Source organism: Planococcus circulans, assembly GCF_020023385.1.
Lineage (GTDB): Bacteria > Bacillota > Bacilli > Bacillales_A > Planococcaceae > Planococcus.
In genome coordinates this window covers 66,041-78,658 of sequence record NZ_JAIQCL010000001.1, presented here as the reverse complement: position 1 = coordinate 78,658, position 12,618 = coordinate 66,041, and the positions used below count along the sequence as shown (strand labels likewise).

Genomic DNA, 12,618 nt, shown 5'->3' with positions numbered 1-12,618 from the left:
TTCAACAAAAGGAGCTGTACAGATGAATATACACCATATTCGAAATGCCACGCTGGTTGTAGAGTACGCTGGCAAAACATTTTTAGTTGATCCATTTTTAGCCGAAAAAGAGGTTTATCCGCCATTTCCGAATTCAGCCAGACAAGACCAGAAAAATCCCTTGGTCGGACTTCCGGTGTCCATTGAAGATATTATCGATGCAGATGCCGTAATTGTCACCCATTTGCACTTGGATCATTGGGATGACGCTGCAAAAGAGGCATTGCCGAAAGAGATTAAGTTATTCACTCAAAATGAAGAAGACGCGAAAGAAGTACAAAAAGCCGGCTTCACGAATGTGGAAGTCTTGCAAGGAGATACCGTCTTTGAAGGCATTCAATTGATCAAGACAAAAGGGGAGCATGGAAGAGGAGAAGTCCTGAAGCTTGCAGGAAACGTATGTGGCGTGGTCCTCAAACATCCGGATGAAAAAACCTTGTATATAGCAGGAGACACAGTATGGTATCAAGCCGTTCAGGAAGAAATCGATGCTCATAATCCGGAAGTGATTGTCGTCAACGCTGGAGACAATCAATTTTTGGAAGGGGGGTCTCTGGTCATGGGGAAAGAAGATGTCTACTCAGTCCATAAAGCTGCTCCAGAAGCTGAAATTGTCGCTGTCCATATGGAGGCAGTCAATCATTGGACTCTGTCCCGGGAAGAACTGAAAAATTTTGCGGAAGAAAAAGGCATGTCTTCCAATCTATTGGTTCCCGATGACGGGGAATCCTATTCTTTTTAGAGCAGACTCTAATTTGCTGGAGCTCATCTACTAATTGGAAATACTAAAAAATTATAAGAAAGCAGGCCACCTTGAATTTCCCAAGTTGGCCTGCTTTCTTTGTTGTAGCTATTATCACTTTGCTATCTCCTGGTTCAGGAAACTTCAACCGGTTTACTGGGTTCTCTTCCTGGAGAAATTGGGTGGCTTTTCCATGCATACGTTAAAGCGATTCCGACGCCCAGCACGATGGTGGCAAAATAGAACGGATAGTTCAAATCGATGTCGAATAGGATCCCTCCGATAATCGGACCGAAAATATTGCCGATGCTCGTAAACATGGAGTTCATTCCTCCGGCGAACCCCTGCTCATTCCCCGCTATGCGTGACAGGTAAGTAGTGACGGCAGGCCGCATCAGGTCAAAGCCGACGAATACGACCATTGTCACCAAGAGGATCGACCAATAGCTGTTGACGAGTGTCATGATGAATACCAGAATGGTGGAAACCAGCAGGCTGTAGCGGATCAGACGGATTTCGCCGAGCCATTGCGTCAGTCGATTGAATAAGCCGACTTGGAAAATCACTCCGACTATCGCGCCGAGAGAGATGACGATCGCAATATCCATGGCGGTAAAGCCGAATTTATGGTCTACAAACAACGCAAACAGGGATTCGAATGCGGCCAGTCCGAATGACGAAATGAGTATGACCATAAATGCAATAAAATACATTGGTGAAAAAATTTTCTTAAATCCTGATTTTGGAATCGGCTGATGTTTTTCCTCAACTTCGTAAACGCGTTCCGGTTCTTTTAAGGTGATCAGCGACAAAATAGTTGCGAATAGACCGAAACCGGCTGCAAAGAAGAACGGAAGCCGTGTGCTGATGTCGGCCAGAAAACCGCCGATTCCCGGTCCGATGATGAAACCAGTGGAAATGGCCGCAGACATATAGCCTAAAGCTTTTGGCCGTGTGCTGCTGGTTGTAATGTCTGCAATAAATGCTGTTACTGCCGGCATGATGAAAGCGGCACTGACGCCACCGAGAATCCGGGAAAGAAACAGGACTTCCACTGTTTCCCCGATGCCGAACAGGAATTCCGAAATACTGAAGATCAGCAAGCCGGTGATGATCATCGGCTTGCGGCCAATGTTATCGACCCATCTTCCGGCGATAGGCGAAACGATGAGCTGGGCAAAAGCGAACGCAGAAACCATATAGCCGACTACTGTCCCTGAAATGTTTAATTCATTCATAATAGTCGGTGTGACTGGAATGACGAGGCCGATACCTAAAAATGCGATAAACAGGTTAAGCAATAAAGTGGAAAGAACTAATTTATTTGTTTTCATGTGGTGATCTCCTTAATGTATTCGCGCCTCGTTGATAAAGGGAAACTGTAGTGGATACGGATTATTAGATGCTCAAGCCGCGCCAAAAGATGGGCCAGACAGCCTGCAGGCGTTTTTCATATTTTTCCACGCCACTGTATACAAGTTCGGTCATGGTTCCTTCTGTGATCGTCAGGTATGCCAAAGCCGCATTAGAAAAATCCGCTGTATACAGTATTTTTTCCTGGCGCTGGCGTTCACGCAGAAGACGTGTTAAATGCCGATGCATGTTATCAAAAAAGGGGTTGAACAGTTCTCCGACTTCTTTTTCAAGTTTGAGCGGTGGAAAATAAGCGACTCTCAGGATGAATTTCATCCGTTCATTGTCTTGGCTTTCTTGTGAGAACCAAGCAAAATAACCGTACAGCATCGACTCTAGCGGAAGGTCCCTCATACCATTGAAATAACTTGCCAAATGAGTTTTTTGTGTGTGGAGAGAGTAATGCAGAGCGGAAAGGAAGAGATCGTCTTTCCCTTTGTAATGCGCATAAATTGATGGTTTTTTTATTCCGACTTCCTCGGCGATTTTGCTGAGGGAAGCACCTTCGTAGCCTTCTTTCGCAAAATGGCTGACAGCGGTTTGGAGAATATGATCTGCTTTCATCGGTTCACCTTCCTAACGGTCGTTAGGATATAATCTCATATGCCGATTTTTTTGTCAATCGGACAAGCTTAAACTAGAGTGGTTCTAGAAAATCCTTATATAGGCTTGATATACATCAAGGCGGTGGAGCTGCATACGAGCTATGCTGGGGGGAGAGGTGTACTTATGGGAAAAATAATTCTATTCTTGATGATTGCTGTATTTCTAGTAGCTTGCGGCAACGATTCTACAGTAGCGACCATAGAAAATCCGTCGCCCGATCAGGAACTTGCATCCAGTAAAGCCGGCTTGTCGTTGCTTCTTGAAGAACATAGTTACGAAGGGTCGCCTTCCATCATCGCTACAACGATCAAGAACGACAGCATGCAGGATTATGGTTTCGGGCAATACTTCCATATTGAATTGAAGCGAAAAAGTGGATGGCATATCCTGACCCATTCTGACGCTGTATTTATAAACAATCCGCAATTGAATGATTTTGGCCGTGTGTTGGCGGCGGGAGACGAAACGGACATGGATTTTTCTGTGAAAGAATTGGGAATAGTGTTGGCTCCCGGTGAATACCGGATCGTCAAAACTTTCTTGTCACAGGAAGTCCCAATCTTTGAAATATCGATTGCTTCGTCTTTTGTCGTCAACTAATTACAGCCAGCAAACAAAAAACGTCTATCCCGAGCCACTAACGGCTTAGGATAGACGTTTTTTATGATTTAATTGACGGCTAACAGGGTCTTTTAATAAAGAATGGGACCTGTTCCTGCATTGCCGCCTTTTGTAATGTCAGTCGGGCGTAAATGTGTTTTTTCAGAATGCCGATAAAAGCTTGTGTCTACTGCAATTTTAACCTTCCAGATCATCCAAATTCCGAACAATAGCTGAAGGACAACCAGTGCCAAGTAAAGTGGATTGGAAAAGGTTTCAGCAATAACAAAGAACAGGGAGAGCAGAACAGCCTCGATGACAACGACTCTTCCTGCCCGCAACAGCACCGAGAAGAAAAGGATCAATATGCCGATAATTAAAAATGCACTATGCTCATGCAGTAACGCATTAAATGAAAAATCGGTAGAAAATGGTGAAATAAACTGAACCGCATTCATTTTAGTTCTCCTCCTTGTCCCGGTATATCAATTGGCTGAACTGAAGACGGGGTCTGGTATTTTTCCTTCAATTTTAGATGGGTCTCCGTATACTTCGGATTGACGGTCCCGCCGCTTAGTCCTTCGTCAATCATACGGTCTATTTCTTCGATGCAATCACAAGCCAATGCTTGTTGTTTTTTCATGGGTGTTTCCTCCTCGTTTAATGTAGTTAGATTAAAATTGCCCAGCTTCATGAGTAGAGCTGGAGTTTATGATGGTTTGCTGGAATTCCGCTGCTAATTTTCCGATGGATTGCAGGTCTTCTTCCTCGTCAGGCGACAAATCCACTTTGACGGAATGCTGGATGACCTGGGCATTTTGGTTTTTAAACTCAACTTTCATCAAATCAACTGCCGCGCAAAATCCATCGTAGGCAGTATCCCCTGAACCGAAAACGCCGACCACTTTCCCTGTCAAATCGACGGTTCGCAGCGTGTCGCAGAAAAGATCTGTTTCAAATGGAAGGTCACCATCATCATACGTATAGGTGCCGAATAGGATGCCATCATATTGAAGCAGGTGTTGGGGTTCCGTGTCTCCCATTTCGATATTTTCCAAGCTAACTGCATAGATCTTCGGATCCAGGTGCTGCTCCAATAGGCTGGCTATTTCTTCTGTATTTCCTGTTGAACTCGCATAAAGGATAAGCACATGTATCATAGCGATCACTCCTGGTTCTGACTTGCTTTCTATCTCTAGTTTATCGGAAATATCTAGAGAAAAACTTGACGCACATCAAGTCAGACGTTGAATTCATCGTTTTGGAATAGCTGGAATTAGGCCGCTACTGGATAGCCAAGCTTCTCGATAACGGACTTCAACTCTTCTGGTGATACCTGTTCTTCGTCATAATCCACTTTTACTTTACTGGAATTGAACAGCACTTTCACTTTCTCCACACCATCTATCTTTCCGACTTTTCCTTCAATCTTTTTGATGCATGATGGGCAAGTCAAAGGTTCCAATTGAAATTTAATGACAGTCATTTGAACCGCTCCTTTCTCTTTCTGGCTTTAGTATAGAATCTCCAGTCAGGCTTGTCCTTGACCTGTATCAAGCCCTGAAAACAACTATTCCATATTCTATTGCCTAACTATCTGTGAAGATTTCCATTTACTTGATGGGAGTCAATTTGTAAAAACTCAATTGGATTTAGTATAGAAGTATAAGGAAAAACAATATCCAAAAAGAATTTGGCTAAAACTTCCCACATCAATGAAAGAGGAGATGAAGGAAAATGTTTGCATTTATTCACAAAAACAAAATAAATATAACGTTTGGAGCTGGTTTTCTACTGGTGTTCGCATTGGTTTCAAACTTTACAGGCCAGTATGACTTGCGGCAGCTCACGCTGATCCTCGCCACGGTCATTGCGGGGATCCCGATTGCCATCAAAGCATATCAGGCATTGAGGATGAAAGCGTTCAGTATTGAAATGCTGGTCACAATCGCAGTCATCGGCGCCTTGTTTATCGGAGAATATGTGGAATCGGCAGTTGTTACCTTCTTGTTCCTGTTCGGGGACTATCTGGAGGTACGGACGCTTGAGAAAACCCGTTCATCACTGAAAAGCCTCGTGGATCTGGCGCCACAGGAAGCAATCGTCATCCGTGAAGGCATCACCTTGACTGTACCGGTGGAAGAAGTTATCAGAGGCGATCGGGTAATGATACGGACTGGTGGAAAAATCCCGGTTGACGGAAAAATCCTCACTGGACACGCTTCACTTAATGAAGCGGCTATTACAGGAGAATCTGTCCCTGCCTCCAAGAAAGCCGGAGATAAAGTGTATGGCAGCACCATTATTGATACGGGATATATCGAAATCATCGCCGAAAAAGTTGGAGATGATACAACTTTCGCAAAAATCATCGAACTGGTGGAAGAAGCGCAGGAATCGAAATCGAAAACCGAGAAATTCCTGAACAAGTTTGCGAATATCTATACACCTGCCGTCGTGGTCTTATCGATCGTGGTGTACGCCCTGACAAGAGATCTCCATCTGGCCATTACATTCCTGGTCATTGCCTGTCCGGGTGCATTGATCATCGGGGCGCCTGTCTCCAGCGTAGCGGGCATCGGCAATGGGGCGAGAAATGGAGTCCTGGTCAAAGGCGGGGAAGTCATGGACCGCTTCTCGAAGGTCGATACGCTGGTCTTTGATAAAACCGGTACCTTGACCAAAGGAAAGCCGGAAGTGACAGATATCAAAGTCTTCCATTCACATGAAGAACAGAATTTGCTTCGATTGGTTGCCCAAGCAGAAATGGCTTCTGAACACCATCTGGGCCAAACCATTGTCAAAGAAGCGAAAAATCAGGATATAGCCCTCGATCAAGAGCCGGAACAAGTTGAAGTCATTAAAGGCAATGGCTTGGCCGCTAAGGTAGAAGGCGAAGGTTTGGTGATCGGAAACCGGAAACTGATGAAAGCGAGAAATATCTCCATCCCGGAAAATGTAGAAGCGTACGCGGTAAAACGCGAAAAAGCAGGGAATACGGCTATATTTGCAGCTGTAAACAGGAAAGTGGCCGGCATCTTCTCGATCGCCGACCAAATACGTGAAGATGCAGCTCCTGCACTCGCTCAAATGAGAGCGAACGGCATCAAAAAAATCGTCATGCTGACAGGGGATAACCAGCACACAGCCGAGCTGGTCGCAACTGCTTTAGGCTTGGACGAGTTCCATGCCGAGCTGCTGCCGGAAGACAAAGTGACTTTTATAAAACAATTGAAAGAGCAAGGCCATATAGTAGCAATGGCGGGGGATGGCGTCAATGATGCTCCGGCTATCGCCACTGCAGACATCGGACTAGCGATGGGCGAAGGCGGCACCGATATTTCAATGGAGACAGCGGATGTCGTGTTGATGGCTGACAAACTGATGCAGTTCTCGCATGCCTATTCACTGTCGAAAGCAACAATCCGCAATATGAAGCAAAACACTTTCTTCGCAGTGGGCATTGTGGCGGTTCTCCTGGCTGGTGTGCTGGTGGGATCCATCCACCTGGCTTCCGGGATGTTCATCCATGAAGCGAGTGTCTTGATCGTCATCTTGAATGCCATGAGATTGATGGGCTTCAACAGCAAAAAACTTCAAGCTGAACAGCCAATGGAACCGGCTAATGCTGCAATTTAAAATACAGTTCGAGCTGAAGACCAGCAGGTGATGGTTTAGATTTTGGACATGAAAAAGCCGACCGTTTCCATTTTCGACAGTCGGCTTTTTGCTTTTTTTGTTTATCTTCCACCTAATAGATCGAATAATCCTCCTGCAGCACTGCCTTCGCCTTGTGAACGGCCTGCGGGATTTTGAGGAGCGGCCGCAAATACACGGCTGGCCAAACGGCTGAATGGCATCGACTGGATCCAAACACTTCCAGGTCCGCGCAGAGTCGCAAAGAACAAACCTTCGCCGCCGAACAGGGCGGTTTTAATGCCGGGTACGGTTTCGATATTATAATCGACATCGCCTGTCATCGCGACCAGGCAACCGGTATCAACGCGCAGAACTTCGCCTTTTTGGAGATTCTTGCGGTAGATGGTGCCTCCGGCATGGACAAATGCCAGCCCGTCGCCTTCCAGCTTCTGCATGATGAAACCTTCTCCGCCGAAAAATCCAGCGCCTAGTTTTCGCTGGAATTCAACGCCGATCGAAACGCCTTTTGCCGCCGCCAGGAAGGAATCCTTTTGACAGATGATTTTGCCGTTGAGCATGCTCAAGTCCATCGGAATGATTTTTCCTGGATAAGGGGCTGCAAAAGAAACATGGCGTTTGCCGGTTCCGTTATTGGTGAAAGCCGTCATGAACAGGCTTTCTCCGGTAATGATCCGTTTTCCGGCACCCATCAATTTGCCCATCAAACCGCTGCCTCCAGAACTTTTGGAACCGTCGCCGAAAATCGTTTCCATGGCGATGCCGTCTTCCATCATCATCAATGCACCAGCTTCTGCGATAACGGTTTCGGAAGGATCCAACTCCACTTCCACAAATTGCATATCATCGCCGTGCAGCTTAAAATCGATTTCATGATTATTCATCTTTTATTCCTCCTTGGTTTCTATCGTTCAACTTAGGTTGATATGTTATATAATGGATACGTCTAAAGAGTTGAAAAGTTTCATTAATTTAAGGCACGAAAAAAATAATAAGGAACGGAGCTGGAGATGATGAATGCAGAGGATTGGATTACTCATTTGGATATGGCGGCGCATCCGGAAGGCGGGTATTATAAGCAGTCGTTCGTTTCGCCCGAAAAAATCAACCTGGCGACACACTCAGCTGAAAGGAATTTGTATACCAGCATCTATTTCCTATTGAGGTCACAGGACATTTCACATTTTCACCGGCTTAAATCCGATGAGCTCTGGTATTTTCATGCCGGTGATGCGGTAACAGTGCATATCCTGGATGTTGATGGGAAATACCGGGCCGAAAAATTGGGGCTGGACATAGCAGCAGGAGAACGGCCGCAGGTGCTGGTGGAGAGAGGCAGTATTTTCGGTTCGACAGTTGAGGCAGAAGACAGCTTTTCATTGGTGGGCTGCATGGTTTCACCTGGCTTCGACTTTGCGGATTTTGAATTATTGCGGCAGGCCGAGCTGCTGGAGTTGTATCCCGATCAGGGAAAGATCATCAAAAAGCTGTCCTATGAAAAAATTCCCGGTACTCTATCGGATCGATAGGGGAAATGTTAGTATTAGGGAAGACAAAGTTAAAGGGTGAGAGAGAACTATGGGGAGTTTTTTGTTGATATTGATTATCGCTGTGGCGATTTTTGTAGGAATCGCGTCCAAGAAATATTATGACCGGCCGTATATTGTGAATTTCGGCATTGCGTTGATGATGGCTTTGTTGGTCATCCAAACCTTCCAAATGACGCCAATCGGCGGCCTTGGCTATGCCGCAATCATTCTCTGTTCGGTTGCGTTTGTGTTCCAGCTGGTACTCGGGATTAAAAGCCTGAAAACAGTATCCTAATTTATAGATAAAAAAAGGCTTTGATCAAAAGATCAAAAGCCTTTTTTAGAATTTTTGAGCCCTTTACAAACTGTTAAGCGCGTCTACGATGTCATCTTCACCGGAGATGATTTCAAACGTTTTGTTATAGACATGTTCATTTGCCAGTGAATGGAGCAGGACTCGGGCTACATCTTCCCGTGGGATTTGGCCGGAATCCAAATTTTCTGTCGCTAGGATCTTGCCGGTTCCGGAATCGTTCGTCAAAAGGCCCGGGCGGATGATGGTATAGACTAATCCGCTGGCGCGTAGAATATTGTCGGCGTGGTGTTTTGCGACATAATAATGGGCCATATCCTCTTTCCACATATTCCGTTTGTCGGCATTGATGGCACTGATCATGAGAAAGCGTTCAGTACCGGTTTGCTCCGCTGCTTCAATCGTTTTTGCGGCGCCATCCAAATCAATCAGCAGGGTTTTGTCTGCACCTGTACCGCCGCCGCTGCCCGCTGCGAATACGACCGCGTCGCATCCTTGCATGGCAGCAGCTATTTCTTCCACACTGCCCTCGAGACTGGTCAATACCGACTCCACTCCCAAACTGTTGAAGAAACTGATTTGTTCTTCTTTGCGGATCATCGCTTTCGGTATATGCTCTTCGCTATCTGCCAGCATTTTTACAAAATGCCTTCCGATTTGTCCATTTGCTCCGACTACCAACACTTTCATCCGACTCAGCCCCTCTTCAATTTTCGTTTCTCTTCTCTCCTAATATACCCTGTATGAGTCCCTGCAGGCAAAACATGCCTATGTTTAATTCTGAAAAATGCCAATAAGTAGAAAAGGGGACTTTATTCTCAAGTTAAGTTTAGTATAATGAAAGACAACAAACTGATTTTATTGCAACTGATTTTAGGAGGAACATTATGAACACGACGACAGATTCAAAGATGATGGAAACAAAGAAAACTAGTCAAAAAAGAGAAACACCGCCTGACTTCTCCCAATTTAAAGGGAAAAGACTGGATAAAGAACCAAGCCGTTTTCTCGAATTGATGGGTCATGCATTATGGTTCTGTTCAGGTGCGGCTATTTTAATGGCGATGATTTTTTCTTTGTTTTATTTCGTTTAACTCATAAAGGGGGACTATTGGATGATTCGTTATCCTGCAAAAACCTTAAAAACAATTGGGATTACAGCACCGTCTTCGGGTGTGGGAAAAGAACAGCACGCTCTACTGAAACAGGCGATTGCCCGCCAGCAGCAGAACGGCTTCCGGATTGAAACGGGAGAAACCGCCTGGACGCAGGAACTCGCCAAATCGGCATCCGCGAAAAAGCGTGCGGAAGAGTTCATGGACATGGTGAATGATCCAGAGATCGATTTCATTTTCCCTCCATGGGGCGGCGAGTTGCTGATTGAAATACTGGAATACCTGGATTTTTCAAAAATTCAGCCTAAATGGTTACTGGGATATTCGGATCTCAGCTTGTTATTGCTGGCGATTACCTTGAATACCGGACTAGCCACCGCCCATGGAACCAATATTGTGGATCTGCGTGGCGAAAAGAGTGATGAAACAACGGGACAGTGGCTGTCAGTTCTGAAGACTGGAGCCGGAGAAACCGTAATACAAAAGTCTTCGTCGCATTTCCAGAAACAATGGAATCATTCAGAGCCATCACCGGTAGTCTTTCATTTGACGGAGCCTACCAGCTGGAAAACCGTTTCAGGCGCCGACGAAACAATCTCAGGCCGGCTGCTGGGTGGCTGCATCGATGTGATCCGCCACCTGATCGGGACACCGTACGGGGAATTCCAGGCTTTCAGAGACAAGCACATCCCTGGTGAGAAAGTCGTCTGGTATCTGGAGAATTGTGAAATGTCCGTTACGGATTTGAAACGCTCGCTGACAGGGATGAAATATGCTGGATGGTTTGAAGATTGTGCCGGCATTGCCTTTGGGCGAAGTGCAGCGAATGAACCGGTCGAGGGATACACGGTCGAAAAGATGTATCAGGATCTGTCGGATGATCTTAATCTGCCGATTGTTTTTGATATCGACCTGGGACATGTACCGCCGCAAATTATCTTTGTCAATGGTGCCTATGCGGAAATCCATGTCTCCAACGGCAAGGGAACCGTCACACAGGAATTCAGATAAAAGGATGTCAGCCCATGGAAATCAGGAAATTGGATGTTACGGATACACAGGCATATTATGACTTGCGCATCGAAGCTTTGCGGGACAGTCCCGATTCCTTCACTACGAGACTGGAAGATGCCATCAGAAGGCCGGTTGAAAAGACGGCAGAGAACTTGGCTTTGGAGAATGCCGCCACTTTTGGTGCTTTTGCAGACGGCGCTTTATGCGGCAATGTAACGCTTGTGCGAAATAGGACGCCAAAGCTGAATCACCGGGCATCGGTGGTTGCTGTTTATGTAACACCTGGCCAAAGAGGCAACGGGATCGCCTGGCGATTGATGCAGGAGCTCTTTCGTTTTGCTGAGAACTGGGAAGGATTGGAGCGGCTGGATCTGATGGTCGCCAGTGAAAACCTGCCAGCAATTGCTTTATATGAAGGGCTGGGCTTTGAAAAATACGGAACGGAAATCAAATCGATGAAAACACCTGAAAAATACATCGATGAAAATCTGATGGTGAAGTTCATTTAGCGGCATACTGTTATAAACTATAAAAGAAAAGGTGTATTGGACTCAGCCAATACACCTTTTGCTATTCATTCAGTTTGTAGAGTTTATCGTCTCCTTCAGCGGGCGTACCCCGGCCATCCGTGTTATTGCTGATGAAATAGAGTGAGTCCCCATCAGAATGTACATCCCGGACACGGCCGAAGCCTTCAATCGAGTCTGTCACTTCAGCGTTATCTAGGTCCAATACTTGAATGGCTGTCCCGCGGAGGGCAGCTACATAAAGTGCGTCATTGTGGATCGCAATTCCACTCGGGGCCCAGGTTTCAGCGGAGCCGGTTGTATAGAAAGGAGATTCGAGTCCTTCTTCAGTTTCTTCGCCTTCAATGGTTGGCCATCCATAGTTGTTTCCTTCTTCAATGATGTTGATTTCATCGTTGGCTGATCGGCCGTGTTCTGAAGCATACATCGTCTCTTCGTCCCAGGCAAGACCTTGCGGATTTCGGTGGCCATGGGAATAGATCTCAAATTCATTGGAAGAATTCAGCTTTAGGATTTTGCCGTTGACAGACCCTAAGTCCTGCGCAAGCTCCGGAGTCGAAGCATCCCCGATGGCCGCAAAAAGGGTTCCGTCCGGGTCCAATTCCAGTCGGCCGCCGTGGTGGACATTGCCTGTCGGAATTCCTTCCAGCAGCACTTCATTTTCCTGCCACTGGCCATTTTCCAAAAGCAGTGTGATAATTTTATTGTAGTCTTCACTATCACGCTCATACACATAATACCCGTAGGCTTCCTGGCTTTCTTCAAAATCCTGCTTTAAAACGAAGCCCAAGAATCCTGCCTCTGCGGCACTGGAAAGCGTATCGGAAAAGTTGACTTCCTGGCGCGTCATAGTCCCATCATCAGCTACATGGGCAACACTGCCCGGCCGTTCCGAAATATAGAATTCTTCACCGGTTTTATTGATGGCCCAGGGAGCCTCAAGGTCTGTGGCAATCTCTTCGAAAGGAGCGGTCGCTTCTTCCGGATTCGGTGCGGCATTGTTGCAGCCTGCCAACAGGAAGAGGGAGAGAGAGGGGAGTAAAATTTTTCTCACGAAATAACC

The 12,618-nt window shown here is 46.1% G+C and carries 17 protein-coding genes; 8 read left to right on the top strand and 9 right to left on the bottom strand.

The window, feature by feature from the left end; all coding sequences use genetic code 11:
- The first annotated feature begins 22 nt into the window (after positions 1–22).
- Positions 23–781 carry an MBL fold metallo-hydrolase gene (locus K8U60_RS00440; protein WP_223632597.1) on the top strand — a complete coding sequence of 253 codons (759 nt, stop codon included), beginning with the start codon at positions 23–25 and terminating at the stop codon, positions 779–781.
- Between the two features lie 134 nt (positions 782–915).
- Here K8U60_RS00440 and K8U60_RS00435 read toward each other — a convergent pair whose 3' ends face one another.
- Positions 916–2,115, bottom strand: coding sequence for an MFS transporter (locus K8U60_RS00435; protein WP_223632594.1), 1,200 nt, complete (start codon positions 2,113–2,115; stop codon positions 916–918).
- 64 nt (positions 2,116–2,179) lie between these two features.
- Complete coding sequence (locus K8U60_RS00430) at positions 2,180–2,758, bottom strand: TetR/AcrR family transcriptional regulator (RefSeq protein ID WP_223632591.1); 579 nt, start codon at positions 2,756–2,758, stop codon at positions 2,180–2,182.
- 165 nt (positions 2,759–2,923) lie between these two features.
- On the opposite strand from K8U60_RS00430, the gene K8U60_RS00425 reads away from it, so the two are divergent.
- Positions 2,924–3,400 carry an immunoglobulin-like domain-containing protein gene (locus tag K8U60_RS00425; RefSeq protein ID WP_223632588.1) on the top strand — a complete coding sequence of 159 codons (477 nt, stop codon included), beginning with the start codon at positions 2,924–2,926 and terminating at the stop codon, positions 3,398–3,400.
- Between the two features lie 92 nt (positions 3,401–3,492).
- Here the strand turns inward: K8U60_RS00425 and K8U60_RS00420 are convergent, their stop codons facing one another.
- The 4 genes from K8U60_RS00420 to K8U60_RS00405 all read right to left on the bottom strand — a co-directional run bounded on the left by K8U60_RS00420 (position 3,493) and on the right by K8U60_RS00405 (position 4,886).
- Positions 3,493–3,858: a hypothetical protein gene (locus K8U60_RS00420; protein WP_223632584.1), complete on the bottom strand. Its 366-nt coding sequence runs from the start codon at positions 3,856–3,858 to the stop codon at positions 3,493–3,495.
- On the bottom strand, positions 3,855–4,043 hold the full coding sequence (locus K8U60_RS00415) for a hypothetical protein (RefSeq protein WP_223632580.1): 189 nt from the start codon (positions 4,041–4,043) through the stop codon (positions 3,855–3,857). Before K8U60_RS00415 ends, K8U60_RS00420 begins: the two co-directional genes overlap by 4 nt.
- A 31-nt stretch (positions 4,044–4,074) precedes the next feature.
- Positions 4,075–4,560, bottom strand: coding sequence for a flavodoxin domain-containing protein (locus tag K8U60_RS00410; RefSeq protein WP_223632578.1), 486 nt, complete (start codon positions 4,558–4,560; stop codon positions 4,075–4,077).
- Positions 4,561–4,676: 116 nt separating this feature from the next.
- The gene (locus K8U60_RS00405) at positions 4,677–4,886 is read right to left on the bottom strand and encodes a heavy-metal-associated domain-containing protein (RefSeq protein WP_223632576.1); all 210 of its coding nucleotides are present in this window, start codon (positions 4,884–4,886) and stop codon (positions 4,677–4,679) included.
- 251 nt (positions 4,887–5,137) lie between these two features.
- Between K8U60_RS00405 and K8U60_RS00400 the strand changes: the two genes are divergently transcribed.
- On the top strand, positions 5,138–7,039 hold the full coding sequence (locus K8U60_RS00400; protein WP_223632574.1) for a heavy metal translocating P-type ATPase: 1,902 nt from the start codon (positions 5,138–5,140) through the stop codon (positions 7,037–7,039).
- Between the two features lie 101 nt (positions 7,040–7,140).
- Here the strand turns inward: K8U60_RS00400 and K8U60_RS00395 are convergent, their stop codons facing one another.
- Positions 7,141–7,941, bottom strand: coding sequence for a TIGR00266 family protein (locus tag K8U60_RS00395; protein ID WP_223632558.1), 801 nt, complete (start codon positions 7,939–7,941; stop codon positions 7,141–7,143).
- A 129-nt stretch (positions 7,942–8,070) separates the two neighbouring features.
- Here K8U60_RS00395 and K8U60_RS00390 point away from each other — a divergent pair, with 129 nt between their 5' ends.
- On the top strand, positions 8,071–8,586 hold the full coding sequence (locus K8U60_RS00390) for a cupin domain-containing protein (RefSeq protein WP_223634835.1): 516 nt from the start codon (positions 8,071–8,073) through the stop codon (positions 8,584–8,586).
- A gap of 64 nt (positions 8,587–8,650) precedes the next feature.
- Positions 8,651–8,881, top strand: coding sequence for a hypothetical protein (locus K8U60_RS00385; RefSeq protein ID WP_223632556.1), 231 nt, complete (start codon positions 8,651–8,653; stop codon positions 8,879–8,881).
- A gap of 63 nt (positions 8,882–8,944) precedes the next feature.
- On the opposite strand, the gene K8U60_RS00380 is transcribed toward K8U60_RS00385, so the two are convergent.
- Positions 8,945–9,589, bottom strand: coding sequence for an SDR family oxidoreductase (locus K8U60_RS00380; protein ID WP_223632554.1), 645 nt, complete (start codon positions 9,587–9,589; stop codon positions 8,945–8,947).
- A 197-nt stretch (positions 9,590–9,786) separates the two neighbouring features.
- On the opposite strand from K8U60_RS00380, the gene K8U60_RS00375 reads away from it, so the two are divergent.
- Genes K8U60_RS00375 through K8U60_RS00365 form a run of 3 tightly spaced genes read left to right on the top strand, consistent with a single transcriptional unit; the run spans position 9,787 to position 11,537 of the window.
- A complete protein-coding gene (locus K8U60_RS00375) occupies positions 9,787–9,993 on the top strand; it encodes a hypothetical protein (protein WP_223632552.1) in 207 nt (68 codons plus the stop codon).
- 21 nt (positions 9,994–10,014) lie between these two features.
- Positions 10,015–11,025, top strand: a complete 1,011-nt coding sequence (locus tag K8U60_RS00370) for a S66 family peptidase (RefSeq protein ID WP_223632550.1) — start codon at positions 10,015–10,017, stop codon at positions 11,023–11,025.
- A 14-nt stretch (positions 11,026–11,039) separates the two neighbouring features.
- The gene (locus K8U60_RS00365) at positions 11,040–11,537 is read left to right on the top strand and encodes a GNAT family N-acetyltransferase (protein ID WP_223632548.1); all 498 of its coding nucleotides are present in this window, start codon (positions 11,040–11,042) and stop codon (positions 11,535–11,537) included.
- Positions 11,538–11,598: 61 nt separating this feature from the next.
- Here the strand turns inward: K8U60_RS00365 and K8U60_RS00360 are convergent, their stop codons facing one another.
- A complete protein-coding gene (locus tag K8U60_RS00360) occupies positions 11,599–12,609 on the bottom strand; it encodes a PQQ-dependent sugar dehydrogenase (RefSeq protein ID WP_223632546.1) in 1,011 nt (336 codons plus the stop codon).
- Positions 12,610–12,618: the final 9 nt, after the last annotated feature.